Annotated in this window: 23 protein-coding genes; 20 read left to right on the forward strand and 3 right to left on the reverse strand. The window is 37.5% G+C overall.

All coding sequences use genetic code 11. The features are described from left to right. From AC4MRQ_RS02225 to AC4MRQ_RS02270, 10 genes are all read left to right on the forward strand, one after another. Positions 1-241: 4Fe-4S dicluster domain-containing protein (locus AC4MRQ_RS02225; protein ID WP_491196003.1), on the forward strand; the 241-nt coding region annotated here is incomplete at its 5' end. Between the two features lie 31 nt (positions 242-272). Beyond that, on the forward strand, positions 273-1355 hold the full coding sequence (locus tag AC4MRQ_RS02230; protein ID WP_491196004.1) for a 3-methyl-2-oxobutanoate dehydrogenase subunit VorB: 1083 nt from the start codon (positions 273-275) through the stop codon (positions 1353-1355). Between the two features lie 3 nt (positions 1356-1358). Continuing rightward, positions 1359-2123 carry a thiamine pyrophosphate-dependent enzyme gene (locus tag AC4MRQ_RS02235; RefSeq protein WP_491196005.1) on the forward strand — a complete coding sequence of 255 codons (765 nt, stop codon included), beginning with the start codon at positions 1359-1361 and terminating at the stop codon, positions 2121-2123. Positions 2124-2151: 28 nt separating this feature from the next. After that, a complete protein-coding gene (locus AC4MRQ_RS02240; RefSeq protein WP_491196006.1) occupies positions 2152-2706 on the forward strand; it encodes a 2-oxoacid:ferredoxin oxidoreductase subunit gamma family protein in 555 nt (184 codons plus the stop codon). 644 nt (positions 2707-3350) lie between these two features. Next, positions 3351-4370 carry a sensor histidine kinase gene (locus tag AC4MRQ_RS02245; RefSeq protein WP_491196007.1) on the forward strand — a complete coding sequence of 340 codons (1020 nt, stop codon included), beginning with the start codon at positions 3351-3353 and terminating at the stop codon, positions 4368-4370. Continuing rightward, positions 4360-5070, forward strand: coding sequence for a LytR/AlgR family response regulator transcription factor (locus AC4MRQ_RS02250; RefSeq protein ID WP_491196008.1), 711 nt, complete (start codon positions 4360-4362; stop codon positions 5068-5070). Before AC4MRQ_RS02245 ends, AC4MRQ_RS02250 begins: the two co-directional genes overlap by 11 nt. 47 nt (positions 5071-5117) lie before the next feature. Then, a complete protein-coding gene (locus AC4MRQ_RS02255; RefSeq protein WP_491196009.1) occupies positions 5118-5876 on the forward strand; it encodes a CPBP family intramembrane glutamic endopeptidase in 759 nt (252 codons plus the stop codon). A 148-nt stretch (positions 5877-6024) separates the two neighbouring features. Beyond that, positions 6025-7434, forward strand: a complete 1410-nt coding sequence (locus AC4MRQ_RS02260; RefSeq protein WP_491196010.1) for a serine hydrolase — start codon at positions 6025-6027, stop codon at positions 7432-7434. Positions 7435-7436: 2 nt separating this feature from the next. Beyond that, complete coding sequence (locus AC4MRQ_RS02265; protein ID WP_491196011.1) at positions 7437-7697, forward strand: hypothetical protein; 261 nt, start codon at positions 7437-7439, stop codon at positions 7695-7697. 347 nt (positions 7698-8044) lie between these two features. Next, positions 8045-10069 carry an alpha-galactosidase gene (locus AC4MRQ_RS02270; protein ID WP_491196012.1) on the forward strand — a complete coding sequence of 675 codons (2025 nt, stop codon included), beginning with the start codon at positions 8045-8047 and terminating at the stop codon, positions 10067-10069. Positions 10070-10147: 78 nt separating this feature from the next. On the opposite strand, the gene AC4MRQ_RS02275 is transcribed toward AC4MRQ_RS02270, so the two are convergent. Beyond that, positions 10148-11554, reverse strand: coding sequence for an amidophosphoribosyltransferase (locus AC4MRQ_RS02275; protein WP_491196013.1), 1407 nt, complete (start codon positions 11552-11554; stop codon positions 10148-10150). Between the two features lie 319 nt (positions 11555-11873). Between AC4MRQ_RS02275 and AC4MRQ_RS02280 the strand changes: the two genes are divergently transcribed. The 10 genes from AC4MRQ_RS02280 to AC4MRQ_RS02325 all read left to right on the forward strand — a co-directional run bounded on the left by AC4MRQ_RS02280 (position 11874) and on the right by AC4MRQ_RS02325 (position 19935). Continuing rightward, positions 11874-12170 carry a hypothetical protein gene (locus AC4MRQ_RS02280; protein WP_491196014.1) on the forward strand — a complete coding sequence of 99 codons (297 nt, stop codon included), beginning with the start codon at positions 11874-11876 and terminating at the stop codon, positions 12168-12170. Positions 12171-12225: 55 nt separating this feature from the next. Continuing rightward, positions 12226-13218 carry a biotin synthase BioB gene (gene bioB, locus AC4MRQ_RS02285; RefSeq protein WP_491196015.1) on the forward strand — a complete coding sequence of 331 codons (993 nt, stop codon included), beginning with the start codon at positions 12226-12228 and terminating at the stop codon, positions 13216-13218. A 12-nt stretch (positions 13219-13230) separates the two neighbouring features. Then, positions 13231-14520 carry an adenosylmethionine--8-amino-7-oxononanoate transaminase gene (gene bioA / locus AC4MRQ_RS02290; RefSeq protein ID WP_491196016.1) on the forward strand — a complete coding sequence of 430 codons (1290 nt, stop codon included), beginning with the start codon at positions 13231-13233 and terminating at the stop codon, positions 14518-14520. Beyond that, on the forward strand, positions 14517-15671 hold the full coding sequence (locus AC4MRQ_RS02295; protein ID WP_491196017.1) for an aminotransferase class I/II-fold pyridoxal phosphate-dependent enzyme: 1155 nt from the start codon (positions 14517-14519) through the stop codon (positions 15669-15671). Before bioA ends, AC4MRQ_RS02295 begins: the two co-directional genes overlap by 4 nt. A 5-nt stretch (positions 15672-15676) precedes the next feature. Beyond that, positions 15677-16345 carry a DUF452 family protein gene (locus AC4MRQ_RS02300; RefSeq protein WP_491196018.1) on the forward strand — a complete coding sequence of 223 codons (669 nt, stop codon included), beginning with the start codon at positions 15677-15679 and terminating at the stop codon, positions 16343-16345. 4 nt (positions 16346-16349) lie between these two features. Continuing rightward, a complete protein-coding gene (bioC, locus tag AC4MRQ_RS02305; RefSeq protein ID WP_491196019.1) occupies positions 16350-17141 on the forward strand; it encodes a malonyl-ACP O-methyltransferase BioC in 792 nt (263 codons plus the stop codon). Between the two features lies 1 nt (position 17142). Continuing rightward, positions 17143-17826, forward strand: coding sequence for a dethiobiotin synthase (bioD, locus tag AC4MRQ_RS02310; protein WP_491196020.1), 684 nt, complete (start codon positions 17143-17145; stop codon positions 17824-17826). Positions 17827-18075: 249 nt separating this feature from the next. Further along, a complete protein-coding gene (locus AC4MRQ_RS02315) occupies positions 18076-18447 on the forward strand; it encodes a hypothetical protein (RefSeq protein WP_491196021.1) in 372 nt (123 codons plus the stop codon). A 133-nt stretch (positions 18448-18580) separates the two neighbouring features. Beyond that, positions 18581-19438 (forward strand): 4Fe-4S binding protein, encoded by an 858-nt coding sequence (locus AC4MRQ_RS02320; RefSeq protein WP_491196022.1) that lies wholly within the window; start codon positions 18581-18583, stop codon positions 19436-19438. 107 nt (positions 19439-19545) lie between these two features. After that, entirely contained in the window at positions 19546-19935 is a 390-nt protein-coding gene (locus AC4MRQ_RS02325) for an SRPBCC domain-containing protein (RefSeq protein WP_491196023.1), read from the forward strand. 415 nt (positions 19936-20350) lie between these two features. Here AC4MRQ_RS02325 and AC4MRQ_RS02330 read toward each other — a convergent pair whose 3' ends face one another. Further along, on the reverse strand, positions 20351-24085 hold the full coding sequence (locus AC4MRQ_RS02330; protein WP_491196024.1) for a BspA family leucine-rich repeat surface protein: 3735 nt from the start codon (positions 24083-24085) through the stop codon (positions 20351-20353). A 412-nt stretch (positions 24086-24497) separates the two neighbouring features. Further along, positions 24498-25637, reverse strand: coding sequence for a universal stress protein (locus AC4MRQ_RS02335; RefSeq protein WP_491196025.1), 1140 nt, complete (start codon positions 25635-25637; stop codon positions 24498-24500). Positions 25638-25763: the final 126 nt, after the last annotated feature.

A 25763-nucleotide genomic window follows, 5' to 3' on the forward strand; every position in this document is an offset into this window, starting at 1 on the left:
TAATATGGCAAAAGCAAAAGGTGCAATTGTGGTGGATACAGTTAGGTGCAAAGGCTGCGGCGTTTGTACTACGGTTTGCCCCACAAAGGTAATTGAATTAGCTGCCGATGTTAACGGCAAAGGGTATCATTATGCCTATATGGCAAATCCCGACGCTTGTATCGGTTGTTCTAATTGCGGGATTATTTGTCCCGATACATGTATTACTGTTTATCGCGCTAAGGCAGGAGCTACTGCTTAATGTAAAACTCATAAAGGAAATTTAGTCACACATGAGAGAACTAAAATTAATGAAAGGTAATGAGGCAATTGCCGAAGCTGCTATCCGCGCAGGTGTGGATGGTTACTTTGGTTACCCAATTACTCCACAATCGGAGATAATGGAAACCCTCATGGCCGAACAGCCATGGAAAACAACCGGGATGGTTGTGTTGCAGGCAGAAAGTGAAATCGCATCTATTAATATGGTATATGGTGGTGCCGGATGTGGTAAACGTGTTATGACTTCTTCTTCAAGTCCGGGTATGAGTTTAATGCAGGAAGGTATAACATACCTTGCCGGAGCAGAGCTGCCTTGTGTTGTAGTGAACGTTGTTAGAGGAGGACCAGGATTAGGAACCATTCAACCAGCTCAGTCTGATTATTTCCAGACGGTAAAAGGTGGTGGTCATGGAGATTATAAATTAATTACTTTGGCTCCGGCATCTGTGCAGGAAATGGCTGATTTTGTGGAGGATGCTTTTGAATTAGCGTTTAAGTATCGTAATCCGGTGATGATTTTATCTGATGGTGTTATCGGTCAGATGATGGAAAAGGTGGAGTTGAAAGAGTTCAAGCCGCGTTGGACAATGGATTATATTGAAGAGAATTACCCATGGGCTACAACCGGAAAAAAGAATGGCAGAGATAAAAACATCATTACTTCAGTTCAGCTAGAAGCTTCGGTTCAGGAGGCTTTCAATCACAAGCTGCAGAATAAATACAAGCAGGTTGAGGAGAATGAAGTATTGTTTGAAGAAACCATGTGCGAGGATGCTGAGTACTTGATTGTTGCTTACGGTTCAAGTGCCCGTATCTGTCAAAAGTCTGTTGAAATTGCAAGGGAAAAAGGAATCAAAGTAGGAATGCTTCGTCCAATTACATTATATCCTTTCCCTGTTAAGCCGATTCAGAAATATGCCGAGCAGGTAAAAGGAATGTTATCTGTTGAGATGAGTGCCGGACAAATGGTTGAAGATGTAAGGTTGGCTGTTAATGGAAAAATTCCGGTTGAGCATTTTGGTCGTTTTGGTGGTTCGGTGCACTCACCAGGTGAAGTGGTTGAAGCATTGGAGCAAAAATTAATAGGAGGTTAAGCAATGTCAGATATTAATACAATTATAAAGCCTGAGAACCTTATCTATAAAAGAACAGAAGTTCTTTCTGATAATGAATTAAGCTACTGTCCGGGTTGTGGACATGGTACTGTTCATAAGCTGATCGCTGAGGTAATTGAAGAAATGGGTATTCAGGAAACAACCATTGGTATTGCGCCTGTTGGTTGTTCTGTTTTAGCATACAATTTTTTAGAGATTGACTGGCAGCAGGCTGCTCATGGTCGTGCACCAGCATTGGCTACAGCGGTTAAGCGTTTAATGCCAGAGAAGAATGTTTTCTCATATCAGGGTGATGGTGACTTAGCAGCCATTGGTACAGCCGAAACCATTCATGCCTGTAACCGTGGCGAGAATATCGTGATGATATTTATTAATAACGGTATTTATGGTATGACAGGTGGTCAAATGGCCCCAACAACGTTGCCAGGTATGACGGCATCAACATGTCCTGCCGGACGCGATGTAAGCCATGACGGTGAGCCAATTAAAATTTCTGAGATTTTGGCGCAACTACCAGGTACATGCTATGTGACACGTCAGGCTGTTCACACAGCTGCTAATGTACGTAAAACCAAAAAAGCTTTGCGTAAGGCGTTTGAAAACCAAAAGGCCAATAAGGGTACTTCATTGGTAGAGATCGTTTCTAACTGTAATTCCGGTTGGAAAATGACGCCTGTTAAAGCCAACGAATGGATGGAAGAAAACATGTTCCCTTACTACCCGCTTGGCGATATCAAGAACGAGTAGTTCGGTTTAATCTTTTAAAATTGACAAAATGAAAGAAGAAATTATTATAGCCGGATTTGGTGGACAGGGTGTACTTTCTATGGGTAAGATTTTAGCTTACTCAGGCGTAATGCAAGATATGGAAGTATCATGGATGCCAGCTTACGGACCAGAAATGCGAGGTGGTACAGCTAATGTAACCGTTATTCTTAGTGAAGACCGTATTAGTTCGCCAATCCTACACGAATATGATACTGCTATCATTCTTAACCAACAGTCGATGGATAAGTTTGAGAAGGATGTGAAGCCGGGTGGTACTCTAATATATGATGGTAACGGAATTACCAAGCATCCAGAGCGAACAGATATTAATATTTATCGTGTAGATGCTACTGATGAGGCTGCTCGCATGCATGCAGTAAAGACCTTTAACATGATTGTTTTGGGTGGATATCTTCAGGTGAAGCCATTGGTGAAGATGGAGAATGTTGTTGCAGGATTGAAGAAATCACTGCCTGAACGCCACCATCATTTAATTCCAATGAATGAAAAGGCCATTGTTCGTGGCGGTGAGATCATTAAAGAAGTTTCGTTGGTTGAATAAATCAACTTGTTCATAAAGTCAAAGCGCATCTTTTCAGGTGCGCTTTTTTTATATTCTTAATCGAACCAAAAGGCTTCACAACTACATTTGAGCAATTGTTTGTTGGTGCATCCGATGCTTGTTGAGGCGCTATAGTTCTCCTGAGGTTTGATATCACCAATATATATAGTCCCGGTTTCTTTACCACCATTGTCAAATGAGTAATGCAAATCAACTTCTGAAAAGGATTGCGTTGGAAGGGTAAATTAGTACCAGAAAGTGAGCTTAGGGTAATGCGAAGGGAGAGCGAAGGAAGGATATGGGCAAAGTGGTGGTTTTTAGGATGATTGTTAGCGTTGTTTTTTGTAGAGTAGTGGAGAGGTTTTTTATTTCGTATTTTAAATGCTAAAACATCCTATGCTCAGCAAGGATTTCAGCAAGTCGGTTTAGACCTGCTTTGATGCCAAAAGCTTGTATGTGCTTTATGATATTATTTTTTTACGCATATTGACTATTGTCTCAAAGGTTGAAACACACATGTTACTCCTTCAGGTACAACGATTGACTCAATTGTCGATTGTTCTATAAAATATGTCGAATATAATTCAGTAGCTGTATATTAGTTTTTTATAGTAAAATAAAATTATAAAGCTTTGCTAAGAATTATGAAAAAGGCTATTTATTATACATTACACGGATTTATTTTGTTTTGTAACTTACTTATAATTTTTCTGGTATCTCTTGCAGGAAACTTATGGGTAAATGAAAATGTACATACCGTTGTTATTTCAATAATGGGGATGCTTTCATGGTCATTGGCATTGTTTTATCTTGGCTACTTACTGTTAGCTCCTAAATTTTATTTACATCGAAAATATATCGCTTTTCTTGCCTCATTTTTTGGAACAAGTTTGCTTTTTCCACTTATTGCTAATATTGACAAGGTGCTTTCAGCTATATCTGGAAATGGTTGGATGAACTATACAATTTCAGGATATATTCAGGTAGTTTTTTTAAGTTCATTTATTTGCGCTTCCGGAGTGCTTTTGAGAATTATTATTGATTGGATTAATACCGAGAGAAAGAAAAATGAACTTGAAAATGAAAGGATTCAAGCAAAATTGAAAGTGTTAGTTAATCAGAGTAATCCACATTTTTTATTCAATGTATTAAACAACATTGATTCATTAATAACAACAAAACCAGCAAAAGCTTCTGAATCGATCAATATGTTATCTAACCTTTTGCGATACATATACACAAATTCAGAAAGAGATAAAGTCAGTCTGTCTGATGAAATTGGCTACATTGAAAATTATATTGAACTTCAATCTTTGCGCTTCGAAAATAATGTCAACTTTTATTTGAAAAAGAATATTAATGCAGAGAAAATTCGAATAGCACCGATGATATTCTTACCATTTATCGAAAATACGTTTAAACATGGCTTAATTGGCAAAAATCATCCAATAAACATTTCGTTATCGACCAATAACAAAGATTTACTGTTTGAATGTCAGAATTATTTCAACCAGAATAAGGTAAACGAGACAAAATCAGGATTTGGCATCTCAAATATTATAAAACGCCTTGATTTAATGTATCCTGCCAGTTACGAGTTAAATATTGAAAATCAAAAAGGAATGTATACCGTATTGTTAAGATTGAAAATAGATGAAGATTAAATGTATTATCATAGAAGATGAAAAACTGGCAGCTGAAAAATTAGCTGGTTTTATTGAAAAGATTACTGTAATTGAGCTAATGTCCGTCTTTTATGATGGAATTACTGCCATTAATTATTTGCAGGGAAATCAGGTTGATTTAATATTTCTTGACATTGAGATGAAAGATCTTAACGGTATTCAGTTTCTTAAGGCACTGCATGTAAAACCTGCTGTAATTATTACATCAGCCTACGAGAAATATGCCTTAACCGGTTATGAGTTCTCAGTTGTGGATTATTTATTAAAACCGTATACCCTCGAAAGGTTCCTTCAGTCGGTTGATAAAATAATAAACTTAAAAGAACTTAAAGAAAAGGCAAAAAACTATGAATTAATTGCTTCTCAGAGTAATGAATATATGTTTATTAAATCTGAAAACCGAATAGAAAAAGTTGTGTTGGATGATATTTTATTTATCGAAGGGATGAAGGATTATTTGAAAATTCATTCTACATCAAAAAATAGAATGACGCTTCAAAGTTTTAAGGGGATGCTCAGGCATCTGCCTGAAGGTAAGTTTGTACGAGTTCACAATTCATTCATAGTATCGATAAATAAAATTGATAGTATAGAGCGTAACCGAATTAAAATTGGGGAAACAATTATACCCATTAGTGACAAGTATAAAACCAGTTTCTTTAAATCCATTAAACGATAAATTAGCTGGAATAGCAAGTGATTAATGCCTTTCAATCTTAAAATAATATGATACAGGATATTTTATCATACACTATAATCTTTGGCTTTTTTGTTTTATGCTCTTTCCTAATCGACTATAAAAAATCAAGCAAGTATTGGATTCTGTTACTTTTCTTTTTTATAGTTGGATTTGTCGACAACTTACTAAATTCAATCACAATCGTTTACCCCAACACGCAATTGATAAAATCACATACTTGGAATAATGCTATATATTGTAATTGGAGCCCCAAAATTTACAGCATTGTTTTTGCTTTACTACTGTTGATTCCGTTAAAGAAAATTATTACCCCAGATGAAATCGGATTAAGACTACATCAAAACAAGAATTCTATTAAATTTTCTTTGATTGTAACGGTTTGCATTTTCTTAACAGCATTGATTCCCGGATTATTAGGCAATAAAGGAGTATTCGATACAAAAACACTGTTATACCTGGCTATTATGCCTGGTTTAAATGAGGAGTTAATTTATCGTGGATTTTTACTTGGATTCTTGAATAAATTGTTTGATAAAAAGTTTAGGGTTCTTCGAACTAACTTTGGGTGGGGAGCAATTCTAACATCAATTGCTTTTGGATTGCTCCATGGTTTTCATTTAACTGAAAATTATGAAATTCAATTCGACAATGCACCGAATATTATACTGACTGGTATCTATGGATTTATTTTTGCTCTTATGAGAGAAAGAAGCGGAAGTTTAGTCTTTCCTATAATTGCCCATAGTACAATTGATTTTTTTCATTTTCTATTTAGAATGATTTAAGAATCATAGTCTGGATGGTTAAATTAACCAGATTTAACCATCTGTAAATTTTTGAAAATAATGGTTGGTACTACCTTGCCAGCCACTCCATATGCATTCACCATTATTACAACAGCAACAATTAATTACTCATTAATTTTTACATATAGTGAAAACATTAACTTACTTAGTTCTGACAATTCTAGTTCTTAAATCAGGCTTTCTAAATGCACAGTCAATCTCCATTTCGGAAATAGAAAATGACCTGGAAAAGCAGATTGAAAAAATAAGACATGAAACTGGCGTTCCCTCAATTTCATATGCAATAATAAGTGTAGACTCTGTGATATTAAACAAAGCATATGGATTTTCCAATGTAGCTTTAAAAATCCCTGCCACTACAAATACAATTTACAATACAGGGTCAACTTTTAAAGTTATTACAGCAATGGGCTTAATGCAATTGCATGCTTCAAACCAACTAAATATTGATTTTCCCATTACAAAGTATTTGAAACAAACGACATATCGCGATTTCGACAAGGATAGCCCTGTAACGTTAAGGCACTTATTAAGTCATCGTTCAGGATTAAAAGGAGAAACGACTAAAATACCTATTTGGGCAAGAAGGTTGCCTGAACCACTTGATTCATTAATAAGAGGAATTACCCCCTACCAAAAACCTGGAATTGAATTTAAATATTGTAACCATTGTTACGGCATATCCGGCTATATAATTCAAAACATATCAGGGAAGTCATTTAACGATTATTTTAAAGAAAACTTTTTGGTACCCCTATCTATTAATAATGTTGACCCATTTGAACCAACTCCAATGATGATGGAAAGAATGGCACTTCCATATTATACCGAGAATAATAAACCTGTACCAACCAACTTTTGTAGATATAATGTTTTTCCAGCTGGGGATGCCTACTTTACACCATCTGACATGGGTAGGTTATTAATTCCACAATTAAATAGCGGGTATTACAAAAATACTTCAGTTTTGGACTCAAGTTCAATTAAAGAAATGCAAACAAATCAGTTTACTCCCAATAATTACGGATTAGGAGTTGGAGTGTCAGTTAATAATGGTAAAAAATTAATATTGCACGGAGGCAGTGTTCCCGGTTTTAGTGCCTATTACATACTTGATATTAACATTAAAAAAGGTTTTTATGTAATGGCAAACTGTGGCGATATTGGCAATATTCTTTCAGCATTATCTGTCCGTGCAATTCTGCTTTTAAGAGGTGAAAAGCAAGTTGATGATTTACCTAGTTTTGCGAAGAAAGAATTTAAATCTACCACTCTAAATGTTGATGTTTTAAAGAGCTATGAAGGCAAATACAAGCTTTCTCCCGAAATGTATATGGATGTTTTTCTCGAAAAACAAAATTTATTTATTCAAATAAGTGGACAGTCAAAAGTTCAGGTATTTCCTTATGAAAAAAACAAATTTTTCATAAAAGTCAAGGATGCTCAAATTGAATTTAACATTGATGGTAATGGAAGCATCGAATCTATGACTTTATTTCAAAATGGGAAAAGTATTAATGGCAAAAAAATGAAGTGAACATGGAGAATTATGATGGTACAGTTGGTAGTACTATTAAGGTTCGTGCTATTGATGATTTTATGGTAGAAACCGTTCGTGTTGAGATTTATAGTGCGGATGGATCGGAGGTTGCAAGTGGCCAGGCCGTATTGGATAACAATGGAATTGATTGGGTATATACAGCTACAGCAGTGAACGAGGATTTAAGTGGGGACAGGATTGTGATAAAAGCGTCGGATATGCCCGGTAACATCACTGAACAAGAGGAAGCCTTATCGTAATATGGCTTCTGAGTAACTGAAGTAGCTGCCCAAAACGGCAGCTTTTTTTGCTCTGAATTTCAGGTGGTTTGTATTGCTGTTAAGTAGGTTACTTCCCATTCAATATATCTTTCACTTCTGATGGGTTCTTCATTTTTTCCTTGTGTTGTTGCAGGAGTTCTCACATGTGGTTGAATATAATCACGCGAAAGGATTCGTGCGATAGCGAGGCGAAATCGGAACTCTACAGTTGCATGCAAAACTCTTTTAAAGGGATTGCCGTGGGTGATTATTCCGATTTTATTGATTTCAACAGAGATATATTACATTTGTCCAATTAGTCAATTTCTAAATCAATCACATCTATTATGCATCGTTACTTATTCGTTTTAATGTTGATAACACTGTTTGGTAGCTCTCACATTATATCGCAAACCTCCTTACACAATTGTAAAGCAACACTTGATAATGATACGCTGTTTGTTTCAAATGGCACCATTGAAGCTTTATATCTATGGAACAATGGCGACTTGATCAATTTCTCTGTCAAAGACCTTCGAAGCGGTAAGTCGTTGCAATTTCAAAAGCCCGATAATTCGGGTTTTGGCATGCCTGGTATTAAAGGTGTGGCTAAGGGAGGTCAGATTCAAATTTCAGAGAAAAGCGGTCCCTTATATAAAGACCATCTGGAAGTGGAGGTTGTTACGAGTTATGATAACGTTAGTCTGAAAAGAGTTTTGCGCATATACCCAGGAGCAACCGCAATTATGACAGATTATTATCTTAAAGCACTTTCTGAAGTTAAAAAATCTGGTAAGAAGGCTTATTCTTACATGAATAAGTTGGATTTTGGCGGTAAGAATTTGGTATATAAAGCTGTTAGTTTTACGGGACAAACGGATTACTATAATAACCTGGTGACTGAGAATGAGGTTTTGAGTTATTCCCGAATTCCAATGACAGGTAACATTCTGACAATAAAAAAGCCACAATCAAAGCTTGGATTATTTCTTTATAAAAAGGCCCCACTAAAAGAGGCTTATGCCGGACATCAGGGAGTGGATTTTGAAGCCTTTGGCAGTCGTATTGATGTGATTGGTGTGGGGTGTGAAATAAAGGATCTTAATGCAGATCAATGGACAAAAGGTTATTCATTAGCGATTGGTATTGCTGCATCCGATAAAGAGATTGATATTCTTAAAGCACTCCGTCAAATCCAAATGGCAGAGCATACATATGTAACCGGAAGAGACGATATGGTGATGATGAATACCTGGGGCGATCGTTCCAAAGACGGCCGGATGAGTGAGCGATTTATCATGAACGAGCTGGATAAATGTAGAGATTTAGGGATAACCCATTTCCAATTAGATGATGGATGGCAGGCTGGATTATCACATAATTCGGCGTTTAAGGGTAAAAACAAGGCCTGGGAAAAGTGGGCTGTGGAAGATTGGTTACCTCATCAGGAACGATTCCCCAACGGACTTGAGCCATTGGTGAAAAAGGCAAAGAAACTAGATATTCAGCTGGGTCTCTGGTTTAACCCCAGTTCCCACAACGATTATGAAGCCTGGGAGAATGATGCAGATATTCTGATTGGATTATACCGTCGTTATGGCATTCGTATTTTTAAAATTGACGGGATGCAAATTAATAACAAGTTGGGGGAGGAGCAGTTTCTTAAGTTTTATAATAAAGTGATTGCCGAAACCAATGGTGAAGTATTTTTTAATCTGGATGTAACTGCTGGAAAGCGCTTCGGCTACCATTTTTTACATGCCAATAACAATATCTTTCTCGAAAACAGGTACACAGATTCACGTTCCTATTATCCGTTTCGTACATTACGTAATCTTTGGATGTTAAGTAAATATGTACCCGCTCAATGTCTGCAGATCGAGTTTTTAAACAAGTGGCGAAACATACACAAGTATGGTGATGACGAGTTAGCTCCCAATCAGATACCATTTAGTTATTTGTTTGCAACTACATGTATGGCACAGCCTTTAGCCTGGTTTGAAGCAAGTGGCTTACCGAAAGATGCATATAAAGTAGCGCCACTGATAAAGCAATACAATTCAATTCGTAATGACCTGCATAGTGGTGACATATTCCCTATTGGTGATATGCCCGATGGATACAGTTGGACAGGTTTTCAGAGTATTATTGATAATACCAAGGGGTATCTGATGGTATATCGTGAAAAGACAGAAGAAAAGGGAAGGCTAAAAACCTGGTTGTCATCCGGCCAAACTATTCAGCTAACAAAAGTATTTGGTGATGGTCCGGAAACACAAATAAAGAGTGTCAGTGATGATGAAACCATCGAGGTAGCGCTACCTGATGATAATACTTTCGTTTTGTATCGTTATAAGGTGCTTGAGGATTAGAAAATAAATTGAATTTAGCCAGAAATAGAAAACCGGCATTAGCCGGTTTTTTATGATATATTCTTCTATAAATTCATTTTAAAAATGGCTTGATCCATCCCAGCAGTGTGTACACAACTTTTCTTTAGGCAAGCCAATTGCTTCAACCAGGTCATCCAACCTTTGGAATTTCAATGACGTTAAATCCAGCGTCTTGCGGATTTCTTCCACCATAGCTTTATACTTTTCAGAATTGCAGTCAGAATATTCCTTCATGTCAACATCTTCACGACCTTCCAATTTGCAGGCAGCTTTAATGGTTGCCAAATCCATATTGGAACGCGAACGGCTAAAATTTAAGAACTCACATGGATACGTCAGTGGAGGGCAGGCAATACGTACGTGTACCTCTTTAATACCAGCTTTATGTAAGTCTTTTACATTATCTTTCAATTGCGTTCCACGTACAATGGAATCATCCAGGAAGATGCCACGACCACCTTCTATCAATGCCTTGTTTGGAAGCAGTTTCATTTTAGCTACCAAGTCACGGGTCTTCTGGCTTTGAGGCATAAAACTTCTTGGCCATGTTGGTGTATATTTCGAATAAGGACGCTTTAAAGGTACACCGGTGGCATGACTATAGCCCATCGCATGACCAACACCTGAATCAGGAATGCCTGCACAGAAATCAGCATTGGTACCATTTCTTTTTGCCAAAGCTGCGCCACAACGGTAGCGGCTTTCATCTACATTGATGCCTTCGTAGAATGATGGAGGGTAGCCGTAATACACCCACAAGAATGAACAGACTTGCATCTTTTCGTTTGGCTGACGAAGTTGCTCATAACCATCACTTGTTATTTTTACAATTTCGCCCGGCCCCAGGTATTTTTCAATTTCATAGTCAAGATTGGAGAAAGCGCATGTTTCAAATGAAGCAGAGTAAGCTCCTTCTTTTTTACCCAGGATAATTGGCGTACGTCCCAGCTTATCGCGGGCAGCCAGTAATCCGTCTTCGGTTAAAATCAGCATCGAACAAGAACCTTTAATACTATTGAAAACGTTCTCAATGCCTTCCTTAAAGGTTTTACCTTCAGCAATCAGCATGGCCACCAATTCAGTTGGATTGATGTTGTTCTGACTGGTTTCCGAAAAGGTACGGTGTTGCTTAATAAAGCGCTCTTCCAATTCGTCAATGTTAACGATCTTAGAAACAGTTGCAACTGCAAAACGTCCCAGGTTAGATGTTACAATAATGGGCTGTGCTTCAGTGTCAGAGATAACTCCGATACCACTGTTTCCGTTAAATTCTTCGATATCCGTCTCGAATTTGTTTCTGAAATAACCATCTTCCAGACTATGGATGGCGCGTTGAAATCCTTTTTCAGGATTGAAGAATGCCAAACCGGCACGTTTGGTTCCTAAGTGAGAATGATAATCAGTCCCATAAAAAACATCAGTTACGCAGTCATTTTTAGAGATGCTGCCAAAAAATCCACTCATTGTTTATAATTATTTTGTGATTGAGTTACCAGGGAGGCTAATTTATATATTTCCAATCTAGATTAGCGGGTATAGTAGGGCCTCTGACGTTATTTGTTTTCGTTCTAAATGTGTAGAGGGATATTTCTGGCAATTGATTATGTAATATGGTATAGTTGAATCCTTCTATAGTTAGTAATATGAAGGGTGACCAATTGGTCTGTTTTATAACTTGGCTGGATATAATAAAATTTCCTCCATTAGTATTGAATCATTCGATATGTTGCAAAGCAAAGATGAAGGTGATTAAATTTAAAAATTATCTGTTAGCTTTGTGGCTGTGAATTTTTTATCTCAAAATAGCAAGCAAAATTCGGTAACTGTTTTCAAAAAATGGAGCAGAAAAGGTTTTGCCATCTTTGGATCACTCGGGCATGTGGTGCACATAGGGCGCTTATCTGTAGCCTTGGTGCAATGGATTGGTCAGATTGTACTGAATATCGATTTGTTGTTGAAGCAAACTTTAATGTTAGAGTCGGAAGACGAAAGCAGCTTGGATGAGGTAAATGAGGAGCTGTTGTTAGCATTGGTAATTAATACTGATGAAACAGCATGTGCTAAAAAAAATGTAGTATGATATATGCAATCGCCAGCAGGGTTATTCCTTGTTGGCGATTTTTATTTGTAAAGGTATGATTCAGGAAATTAAAGAACGGATTTTAAGTGGAGGTTCCATCACACAGGAGGAAGCTTTGGCATTGATCAACATTGAGAATAAAGATGAGCTTTATGAAGCTGCTGATGAGCTTCGTCGTTATTTTAAGGGTGATTTTATGGAGATGTGTTCCATAATGAATGCTAAATCGGGCAAGTGCACGCAAAACTGTAAGTGGTGTTCACAGTCCATGTTTCATAATACGAATGTGGAAGAGTATGAATTGGTTGATCTGAAGGAAGCTGAGCAGTTAGCCGAAGAAAATGCTAATAAAGGAGTTTATCGTTTCTCTCTGGTAACCAGCGGACGATCCATCTCCAATGGCAATCTGGATAAATTATGTGGAGTGTACAAGAATATTCAGAAGAAGACACCAATTCACCTTTGTGCATCCATGGGCTTATTGAATCGTTCTCAGCTTGATAAACTAAGGGATGCAGGTGTTGGTCATTATCATTGTAATATCGAAACTGCACCGTCATACTTTAAGGAAGTGTGTACTTCACATACAATGGAAGATAAATTCAGAACCATCAGAATGGCACGTGAGGCAGGTATGGGCATCTGTTCAGGTGGTATCATTGGTATGGGTGAAACCATGGAACAACGCATTGAGATGGCTTTTACATTAAGTGAGTTGGAGATCGAATCGATTCCTTTAAATGTTTTAATGCCTGTTGAAGGTACACAGCTTTCAAAAGCAAAGTCTTTATCTGATGAAGAAATTCTGACCACTTTTGCACTCTTCCGCCTTATTAACCCAAAGGCAAACATCCGATTAGCGGGTGGGCGTAATCTGATCAGTCATATTCAGGATAAAGCATTAAAAGCAGGTGTGAGTGCTGCCCTGGTGGGCGATTATTTAACCACGATTGGTACGAATATCAATCAGGATAAAGCTGCATTTAACAATGCAGGGTTTACTCTTGATCATGAGTTGTTGTCAGAGAAGGCATCGTGTAAAGCTTAATTGATTATTACAATGGACTTAAACCAGCTAATTGATATTGACTGCAATCATATCTGGCATCCTTACTCCTCAATGACAGAACCATTACCTGTTTATCCGGTAGAGTCGGCGGAGCGATGCTCCATTCGTTTGAAGGATGGTCGTGTATTGACTGATGGTATGTCATCATGGTGGGCAGCTGTTCATGGCTATAATCATCCGGTATTGAATGAGGCTGTTGAGAAGCAGTTAAAACAAATGTCGCACGTCATGTTTGGTGGCCTGACGCATGAACCGGCTGTTAAGCTAACAGAGAAGTTACTTGCACTTACGCCACCATTATTGCAAAAAGTATTTTATTGCGATTCAGGATCAGTAGCGGTTGAAGTAGCCATGAAGATGGCTTTGCAATATTGGATAGCACAACAAAAGAGCGAGAAATCAAAGTTTGCTACGATTCGTTCAGGATATCATGGAGATACCTGGAATGCTATGTCCATTTGTGATCCAGAAACAGGCATGCATCATATCTTTAATAAAGCTTTACCAATACAGTTTTTTGCTCCTCAGCCCAATTGTCGATTTGGAGAGGATAAAGTGCAAAATGATTTGGCTGCGATGGAAGCCATTCTTGAAAAGCATCATCAGGAACTAGCCGCGATTATACTTGAGCCGATTGTTCAGGGGGCTGGAGGTATGTGGTTTTATTCTTCAGATTATTTAAAAGGGGTAAGGCAGCTTTGTGATCAATACAAGGTTTTATTGATTGCTGATGAAATAGCGACAGGCTTTGGTCGAACAGGTAAGTTGTTTGCCTGTGAGCATGCAGGCATCGAACCGGATATCATGTGTTTAGGTAAGGCTATTACCGGCGGTTATATGAGTTTTGCCGCTACGTTAACAACAACAAAAGTGGCCGAAACAATCAGTCGGGGAGAGCCAGGTGTGTTTATGCATGGACCAACATTTATGGCTAATCCACTGGCTTGTGCTGTGGCTATTGCAAGTATTGAATTGCTTCTAAATTCTGGCTGGCAGAATAAAGTAATGCACATTGAGGCCAAGCTGAAAATGGGACTGGAAGCTTGTAAAGAATTGCATAATGTTAGCGATGTTCGTTGCTTAGGTGCGATTGGAGTAGTTGAGTTAAAGCAAGCGGTTGATATGACAGCCGTTCAAAAGCATTTTGTGGAACTTGGAGTTTGGGTACGTCCATTTGGCAAAAATGTTTATTTCATGCCACCATTTATTATTACAGATGAGGAGTTAACCAAATTATGCGAGGCTGTTTACAAGGTTGTTAAAAGGGAAGGAGAGAGATGACATTTGATAAACAATTAACCCGAATAAAAGAGCAGGGATTGATGCGTGAACTGAGAACAGTCGAGCAAGAATCAGGTGCATATTGTTCTTATAAGGGACGAAAGATGCTGAATCTCACTTCTAACGATTACCTGGGACTGGCCAATAATCAAGTACTGAAAGATCAATTTTTGAAAGAAATCGAAGAAACATCCGTATTCACCTTTGGAGCGTCATCATCACGTTTGTTAACTGGTAATACCCATTTGTACGATGAGGTTGAGAGTTTGTTAGCTCAAATATATGAGGCTGAAGCAGCCTTGTTCTTCAATAGTGGTTACCATGCCAACATGGGAATATTGCCTGCCTTAACAGATAAGAAAGACCTAATATTATCGGATAAACTGTGTCATGCGAGTATGATCGATGGCATCCGTTTAAGTCAGCCAGAACATATACGCTATCGTCATATGGACCACGATCAGTTGATAACTATATTGAAAAAGAAGCGTCATTTGTTTAATCGGGTGTTCATTGTAACTGAGTCGGTATTTAGCATGGATGGCGATGTTAATAATCTTCAACAACTGGTGGATATTAAAGAACGATTTGATTGCATTCTTTATGTAGATGAAGCTCATGCAGTGGGTGTTTTGGGCAATAAAGGTCTTGGTCTGTGTGAAGAGCAGCTGGTAACCAAACAGATTGATATACTTGTAGGCACTTTGGGTAAAGCTTATGCTTCTGTTGGAGCTTTCGCGATACTAACAAATAACCTGAAGCAGTTATTGGTGAATAAGGCACGTACTTTAATTTACACGACTGCTTTACCCCCGGTTAATATGGCCTGGAACCGATTTATAATTGAGCGGATGTCTGATTTCAAAATGGAACGGAAGCAGCTAAAAGCACTATCAGCATATGTTGTTGAAGAATTGAAGTTGAAGGGTTATACGGTTCACGATAGTCACATTATGCCAGTGATGATTGGTGATAATAAAATGGCAGTTCAATTGGCTGAGCATTTGCAGAAGGAAGGATTTCTGGTATTTCCGATTCGTCCGCCAACAGTACCTGTTGGTACAGCACGTCTTCGAATATCTTTAATGGCTAATATGATTCAGGAAGATTTAGGGCAATTAATGCCATTAATACCAAACCGTACACGATAATTACAATGAAACATATCTTCTTACACGACAATGAAAATGATAAGTTAATTCTATTTTTTAATGGGTGGAGTTGTGATGATCGACCTTTTCAAAATATTACATGTCAGGATAGTGACGTGATCATGTTATACGATTATCGCGACTTGACATTGCCAACTGACGTGTTGAAGGCCATTAGTAACTATCAAAACATTTCCGTTGTAGCCTGGTCTTTTGGAGTGTGGGTTGCACAACAAGCTTTGTACCCTCTTAAAGATAAGTTACAACAGACCATCGCTGTTAATGGAACCATTTATCCGGTAGATAAAGATTTTGGTATACCGGCGCCAATTGCGTTGGGTACTTTATCGGGCTTGTCAGATAAGAATCTTCAGAAATTTCACAGGCGGATGTTTTCTAAACGTGAGGATTGGAGCAAATTCGAAGGCAATTACCCGCAGCGTTCATTTGATGAAGTCAAGAATGAGTTGTTTTTGCTGCTGGAGCATTTTAAGGTGCAAAAGCTTAAGGATGACTTTTATCAAAGGGCAATTGTAGGAAAGGACGATCTGATTTTTTCAGCAGTTCATCAGCTTAATTATTGGCAAGGCCAGGTTGAACTTATTGAATTGAATCAAGGTCATTTTTGCTTTTATGAATTCAAGGATTGGAACGAAATTATCCATTTAAAGTAATGCTATGTTAGCAGATGTATGTGTTGAAAAAAAGAGGTTTAAAGTAGATAAAGCATTACTGGAAAAGCGGTTTCAAGCGGCTATTTCAACTTATGACCGTCATGCTGTTGTGCAACAAGCAATGGCCACCAGATTGGTGAATCTGGCTCGCAGCTATGTGCCTTCTAAGCTAAGTGAAGTTTTGGAGGTTGGATGTGGAACAGGGTTGCTGACACAAGAAATTGTTAAGCATTTTACAGTGGGGAAATACAACTTTAACGATTTGGTGGACAATACGTATACCACAATTTCCCCGATATTAAATAACCAGGTTGTGCAAACTCAATTTATTGGTGGTGATGCCGAGCAGGTTGATTTACCTGACGGACAGAATTGTATTTGGTCGGGGGCAACCATCCAATGGATTAGCCATCTAAGCACTTTCTTTAAAAAGCTTAATGACTTGCTTAATCCAAACAGTTATCTCATTGTTTCCACATTTGGACCGGATAATTATCGGGAAATCAGGCAAATTACCGGCAATGGGATTGATTACAAAACAAAGGAACAGATTGTTGAGGCAGCCTCACCGCAATTTGAGTTGCTTGCTTTTGAAGAGTGGCAGCAGTCCATGTGGTTTAATCAGCCAATGGACATTTTGAAGCATATGCGATACACCGGTGTAAATAGCGTAAGCCACTGTCGGTGGGGTAAAGGGCAGATGCATGCTTTTATAAGTGCCTATGAAGAATTGGCACAACTTGAAGGTTATCCTCTGACTTACCATCCGTATCTAATGATTTTTAAAAAAAAATAACATGTCGACCTATTTTATAACAGCTATTGATACCGATGCAGGTAAAACAATTATAACCGGATTGTTGGCCAGATACTTAAAAGATCATGGGAGAAATGTGATAACTATGAAGTTGTCGCAAACAGGCTGTGAAGAGGTTTCAGAAGATATTTTGGTACATCGTCGTCTGATGGAAATGGATTTACTGGAGGATGATAAAATAGGTCTTACCTGTCCTTATCTGTTTCAATTTCCGGCCAGTCCACATCTGGCGGCGGAAATGGAGGGAATCAAAATTGCAGAAGACAAATTAGATGGAGCTATTTCAGCCATTCAAAAAAAATACGAAACAGTACTTTTGGAAGGGGTAGGTGGCTTGATGGTACCTGTTAATTCAGAATTATTGGTAGCTGACTTTATTCAAAGGCATAACTTCCCTGTTATCCTTGTAACATCCGGTCGGTTAGGTTCTATTAACCACACACTCTTAACTCTTGAGGTATTGAAAAACAGGAATATGTCATTATATGGTTTGGTTTATAATCATTACCCGGTGACGGAACCTGAAATAACAGCCGATTCGGCAAAGGTCTTAAAGCAATACCTTGGTCAATACTTTCCGGAAGCCTTATGGGCGGAAGTGCCAGTTATTAATGAAAAAACGGGACAGCTACCAGCTTTTAATATGAGTAATTGGTTTGAGTGATATTTTCCAGATACACTTTATCTGATCAGATAACCGGAAATATCCTTTTGCATTTTCTCTTTACCTTTTTTAATGGTTTTGACTTTGGAAAAGATTACGGGTTGTTATTGCATAGTGACTTGTAACTCAATTCATATTGTTTAAATACTCTCGTTCTTTTTTTAAACGAAAGAGAATAATGCCCTTAAAAGCTGCATTTGTTTTTCTTTTTTCCTAACTTTTTTAGGCTAACAATAAAAGCCGTACACTATGAAAGGGGGAAAAATTAATTTAATCGACTTAGATTTTGAGTACAAGATGTGGAAAAATCGTCTGAGTCTATTTGTAAAGGAAATTGAGATTCTCAAAAACAGAAACGAAGAAGTAAAAGATGAGAAGTATATTGCCGAACTCAATACTGTTGAATTGATGGTATTGGACGAGCATAGTGAGCAACTACAAAAACTGGTAAACCTTATAAAAGTTCAGGAGAATGAGTTGCAGTTTTATAACAAGGATTTTCCTATTACCCAAGAACATCAATATTTTAAAGAACATGAAGTGTTGAGAAAAAAGGTTGGAGATATATCAAAAATTCACTTACACCGGGTGGCTGATTTAATAAAAGCACTCGGGATTTAGACTGTATCAGAAATGGTTTGGACAAGGAACTTGCATTGCTTAACGCGATAGCAAGTTCTTTTTTTCAGAAGGATAATTAAGGATCACCTGTTTTGTAACATCTCCAAATGTGACTTTGATCAATTTATGGGAAATGATCAACCTATACTTTTGCCATCGAATTATCGATGTAGATAAAAGTATTGGAATACCAATGTTACAACAAACAGACTCACCAAAAATTGGCAAAAAAAAGGTACATGCCATCTTTTTTAGTCCGGCCCGATCAACCAAAAAAGTAGTAGAAGCAATTGCTTTTGGTATATCTGATAACGTCATCATTCACGATATTACTCAGGGAATCCAAAAAGATATTAACATTGATGTAAATGATATTGCGGTGGTTGGTGTGCCTGTCTATTTCGGGAGGGTACCGGCATTGGCTCGTCAGCATTTAAAACAGATCAATGGGAATGGAGCCAGAGTGGTGGTGACCTGTGTTTATGGAAACAATGATTACCAGTATACGCTGGATGAATTGATTCAGATTTGCAGTGATTGTGATTTTACACCAATAAGTTCAGGTGCTTTTATTGCTCGTCATTCCATATTTCAGGAAGTAGCTAAGGGGCGACCTGATAAAAAAGATTTGGATAAAGCTCGTCAGTTTGGCAAACAGAGTGTTCAGCATGCCCGACTAACAAGCGATGGCAAATGCAAACTGAAAGGTTATCACCCCAATTTACCGGCAGGCGAAGTTCCTTTAGTTGCCAAAGTCAACTCGAATTGTAATTATTGCGGAGCCTGTGCTCGTTTATGTCCGGTGGGAGCTATTGATCTATATAATCCAAAGAAAACCAATAAAAAAGCCTGTATTGCCTGTGCCCGATGTGTGGAAATGTGTTCGTACAATGCCCGAAAATTCAAAGGCTTGCTTTATCATATGACGCGTAAACGCTTTGAAGAAAAAAATATGAGACGTAAAGAAGTGGAGGTGCATATTCCTTTGTAATGCCTTAGCCTGAAAGATAATGATCCATTATGCAATTCGTCAAATAAACAAATAAGCAATTCCTCAGTTCCTCATTTTTCCTTTCCTTTGCATAAAAATAGACTATAATGAGTAAAGACTTTAAAACTCGCATAAAGGTAAAGGCTGAAATGGAAGATGCTTTTGCTGCTTTTATTAATCCTTTTACGATTGAATTGTGGAGTGGCTATCCGGCAGTGATGAGTAAAGAACTCAATTCAGAATTTTCTTTGTGGGAAGGGGATATTGTAGGGCGTGTCTTAGAAGTCGAAGAAGAAAAGAAGATTGTGCAAGAGTGGTACTTTGGTGATCAAGAAGCGCAATCAATCGTCACCATAAAATTCTTTCAGCAGGGCGGTGGTAAGGTACAGATAGACCTACTGCATACCAATATACCTGCTGAAACTTACGATGACATTGTAGAAGGGTGGAATGAATATTATCTGGGTGCCATTAAAACCTTTTTAGAGGTGGAGTAGTGATTGTTTTTGTTAATTATTTTGTAGGCTTTATTCAACAAAACTTCACTGAGTGATGAATATCATGTTATCATCTTAATGAGCATCATATTTTTGCACCTTCAAGTCCATGTTAAACTAAAGGTTTTCATTAATAAGTAGGACGATTAAATTAACCAACTTACTGCTGATAATATCACCCTTGGCATGTCTGCTTTGCCAAGGGATTTTTAGTTTGAACAGAATACATTATTGTACCCGATGAAACTTACATAGGTATTGTAGAAAGTAGAACTAGGGTATGTTTCTGGATGTTCGGTTTTCGTATAACAAGAAAATAGCCAACTAAAAATATTAATTGGGATAGATTAATATTTTTAGCTGGCTATCATGTTTCAAATAATTTGTTATTTACCATTTTATGATGGTACCATGACTATTCTTTTATTAGTTTAAATAGTTCTTTTTTCCCTTCTGCCATTATTTCAATAAAGTATAATCCAGGAGTTGTATTTAGAGTGAAACTATGAGTAGAAGCATTAATGTTATCCTCAAAGTAAACTATCTGACCACCAATATTTCTAACCTTAATTGTTACATCTCTAAGGCCTTCAAGGGTAATATTAACCAAACCATTTGTTGGATTTGGAGATATGGATACATTATCAAATATATCATTGCTTAGCCCTGTTGGTACCTCAGGTATATCAACATACATGCAATCTGACATATAAGAACATCCTTCTGACCATGTTACTTCAACTGCATAATTTCCGCTGACAGTTGGTGTAAATGATGAATTAGTTTCACCGTCAATTGGCTGGTTAGCATTGTTGCAGTCAACCCATTGATAGGTTACTTTAGATTCATCTGTTGTTAATGTTTGCTGATCATTTTTAAGGTAAATATCAGGATCTAAGCCATCTATGATAATGTTCTGTAAAAATTGAGATGTGTTACCATTTGAATCCGTAAAAGTCCATACCACCTCTGTTGTTCCTATTGCTGTAACAGGAAATTCGGTATCCGTTGTTCCATATATTTTACCTTCATCACAATTATCCGTTGCAGTTGGTGCATTGGGTGTTAAGGAACATAAGGTTCGTATGGAAATAGGATTGCTTATGCCAGGAACAGGGGCTATCTGGTCATTAATAATTAAGTTTTGCGTTTGAGTTGAAGTGTTTCCATGACCATCGTCATAGGTCCAGGTAATTACAGTTGTACCCGGTGATGTAATTGGGAAAGTACCATCATTGGTAATAGTTACTGATGATGCACAATCATCTGTTGCAAAAGGTGGTTTTACAGCGATTATTTCGCATTCAGCAACAAAGTCAGGTAAAGTTTCTGCATCAGGTACAGGAGGGTTGCTTTCCCATCCGCCATCTGTTATTGTCCATCCATATGTATTAATCAGAACCTCACGTGCAGTGCTCCCCTCACAATATTGTGAGCTGCCGGCATTAAACGAAATATCAAAATTGATGGTTCCAAGGTTATACCATCCAATTAATAATGCGTCGTAATTAGCATCTGAGAGTTTGACTCCGTTAAACATGTCAGTCATATTTGTAACGTTGGTGATATCCCAATTGCCTAGATTCTGATCAAATGAGGTTGCCTGGTTAAACATTTCTGACATATTGGTTGCCCTGCTGGTATTCCAACCGCTTATATCACAGTTAAAATCCTCCAGCCTTTCAAACATTTTTGAGAAGTTTCTGACTTGTCCTACATTCCAGTTGCTGATATCTTGGTTGAAATCTGATTTCCCAAACATGTTCCACATATCAGTCACATTACTTACGTCCCACGATGATATATCCTCGTTGAAAGCATAAGCATCCAGAAATGCTCCATACATATTAGTCACATTACTTACATCCCAATTACTCAGGTCGCCACTAAAAACGCGGCACTCTCTAAAAATATTCCTAAAACTGGTTACATTAGAAAGATTAGGAACATCCGTTGCTGTCATTACCATATACCAACAACCATCGAATGCAGCTTCCATACTAGCCCATTCAATTGTTCCCCATTGTTCAATGTCAAGTATCTTTTCTTTATCTCCACCATTTCCAAAGTAAATACGAGGGAAATCTCCTTTAATCCTGATGGTATAAGTTCCAGCTTCACCAAAATCGTGGGTAACAGATCCCGTGATGCCAAATTCATCAAATACACCATCGTTATTCCAGTCTATATCATAATTGTAACCCGATCCGGTAGTAGGGATGGTAATTTCCGTCTCTCCTGATATGCCCCTGTTATCTGTTTTCCAAGTAGTAACAAAGTGTTGGTAGCTACAATCCATTCCACCATCAGTTATGGTCCATGCATAAGGACCATCTAAAGCATCTCTATCAAGGGAACTTTCGCAGTAAGTACTATTGCCACCATCAAAAACTACATTAAATTGAGGTGACTTGTTATGCCAACCTGTTAAAAGACTGTCGTAATTTTGGGTTGATAATTTAGCACTTCTAAACATGCTGGTCATGTTTGTCACGTTTCCTATATTCCAATTACCTATATTCTGGTCGAAAGAAGAAGCTCCTCTTAACATGCCTCCCATATTGGTAACTTCACTTACATCCCAACTGCCTATATCCTGATTAAATGATGTGGCATCGTAAAACATACGATACATATTTTGAGCACGTGATACGTCCCAATTACTTATATCCTGGTTAAACTCATGTACATCCTGAAACATTAATGAAAAGTCTCTTACTTCACCTACATCCCAATTGCTAATATCATGGTTGAATTTGGTTCCCAAAAACATAGCCCACATACCTGTTACATTACCTACATCCCAAGAAGATATATCTGCATCAAATTCGAATGAATCCATAAAGACAGCTTTCATTGATGTAATACTGCTCACGTGCCAGTTACCTATATTACAAGTGGATAATAAGCAACCCCTGAATATATTGTCAATGTCTGTAACCCTTGATAAATCAGGAGCATCAGTAGCCGAAATATTCAGATTAGAACATCCGTAAAAGGCATTCTCCATATCGTACCAGTCAATGGTTCCCCATTGAACAACATCAGTAATTTTATCTTTTTCGCCAGAATTGTTGAAATAAATACGCGGAAATTCACCTTTGATCCTGACTGTATAAGTACCTTCATTCATAAAATTGTGAATTGCATCTCCGGTAATATTGGTTTCATCATATTTACCATCGTTATCCCAATCTACGTCATAATTATAGCCAGTGCCGTAAGTAGGAATAGTAATCTTTGTTCCCGAAGAATTAACAGTCCATGTGGTGATAAATTCCTGCCCTTCACTGTTAAAGCCATTATCTGTTATGGTCCATCCCATATCTTTCATTAAAGCGTTTCTGGCAGATTCTGAATGACAATATTCTGAATCACCTCCATCAAAAACCACATTGGGTTGAACCAGCTGGTTTTTCCAGCCGATTAAGGTCTTGTCGTAATTACTTGTTGACATGCCGTTATGGCTGTAAAACATTTTGTCCATATTGGTAACCTGTGAGATATCCCACATACCAATATTCCGATCAAACGAACTTGCTCCCCTGAACATAGATTGCATGGTAGTTACCGAACTTGTGACCCAGCTGCTTAAATTACAATTAAATGAACCAGCACCTATAAATGTAAAAGACATGTCTATTACATTACTCACATCCCACAGACTAAGATCTCCTGTCATTGAGGAACAACCTGCAAATGCAAAAGATAACGATGTTACACCACTTAAATCTGGTGTATCTGTAGCATTGACAATCAGATTGCTACAATCGTTAAAAGCTCTGTGAAAACTGGACCATGAAATGCTTCCCCATTGGTCAACAGATAGTATTTTAAGCCTGTCGCCACCTCCATCAAAAAAAATCCGGGGGAAATCTCCCTGGATACGGATGGTGTATTCTCCTTCCGTACCAAAATCATGAGTAACGTTGCCAGTTAATCCAATTTCATCAAAAATGCCATCGTTATTCCAGTCTACATCATAATTATAACCACTACCCATAGTAGGTATGGTGATTTCTGTTGAACTAGAAGTTCCGGGATTGTTTGTTTTCCAGGTTGTAATAAATTCGTGTTGAGCACTAGCCACATGCGTTACAAAGAACATAAAGTTCAGCACGATGGCAAAAGAGTACAGTTTGTTAATCATATTCGTTTGTGTGATATTTAGGTAAAAGATTACTTCTATTATTAAAATGAGCCCAAAAATAACCTTATGCCTGTTAAGCAACTAAAATATTCCACGAATCTTTATATTTTTTCCACGGATAAGTTTGTAAGCTTATTCTTATATCTGGCAGGTTAAAATGAATCAATGAACTTACTGCGGTTAATTTAAAAGGTAGTTGTAAACCGCAAGATAGGTAAGGAGTAATTACAAATTACGTCGAGTAGGGGACTGCTGAATGTTAAACTTCCAATTTCTGGTAAATAAGTTGACAAAGTAATAAAAAGAACTTATAACCTGCGCTAAGCAATGCCGCTCAAATATAGCTCTGCTTGTTAGTTGGAATTCCTTATTTATTTGACTATTGTATTTAATAATTAGATTAAGGCTGATCTTAATCCAAACCTCTCCGAATTTCCAATTCTATTTTTTTATTCCATAAACGTTTAAGTATTTCCTCTGCTTTATGATTAAATGTTTTTGCAAGATCTTCTTTCCCAATCTTCTGGTAGAGTTTAACAATGGCATAAAGTGCAGGAAGGTGCAAATCGTTAATTTTTAAGCAAAGCTTTAATTGTTCAATACCATCTTCATAAAAGCCTGCTTCTTCAAGATTTTTTGCATTATCCATCAAGCGCTCAATATCAGATATGTCCTTTTCTATTTTAAGATTGAGGATATTCTCAGACTTGGTAATAACAACTGAGCAAGGTAAATCACGAATGACTAATTCGGTGACACTACCAAGTAATAGGCGTTGGAAAAAGGTTTTACCGGTGGCTCCAATAAATAAAACATCCGCCTTTTTATCACTTGCAAACTCGATGATTTTCTTATATGGTTTACCTTTTAATATGACTTGCTCATAATCAACATCTACAAAACTGAAATTTTTGATAAATGCAGCAAAATTGTCTCTGTTTTCTTGCTCAAGAGCAGCATTTTCTTCTTCGTAATCAACTTTATAACGCAGTGAATATACATCTTCAAGTGACTCAAATACATTGGTAACAAACAATTTTGCTTTAAATATGCGTGCTATTTTTATAGCATTGGTCAAGGCCCGTCTTGATGCATCAGAATAATCGATTGGGCATAGCACTCTGGCGGGGACTCCTTGTGAATTTTCTTTAACAACCCAAACCGGTTTTTCTGATTTGCGAATGAGTTTCTCAACCAAATAATCAACAGACTGATTATTATCCGTTAAGTGAAAATCGTTAGGTATAAGAATTAGGTTGACGTTTTGTTCTTCAGCCGTAGATAGAATCTGTTCAAACATGTTTCCATATCTTATTACTTTCTGAACAGAAACGCCTTTATCACTAACATAATTAATTACTTTCTCAAAATCCTTATCGACATACTCTTCTATTAGTATTCTGACGTTTTGAGAACGGGCTTCTGAAGGAAGAACATGGAGTAGGAACAGTTTGGAACCAAACTTTTTAGAAAGTTCAACGGCCATATCCAATTGATTATTTGCCATCTTATTGACTTTTACAGGAACTAGTATTTTCTCCAACAGTTTCATAGGCTTTTTATAAAGGAAACGCCAGATAAAAGAAGTTTGTTTAATTAAAATTGGTTAAACTTAAACAGAGTGAGAAGAGCTAACGTGCTTCTGCACTGACAACTTCTACAGTTGTTTGCTCAATTA

Source organism: Carboxylicivirga sp. (assembly GCF_982718395.1).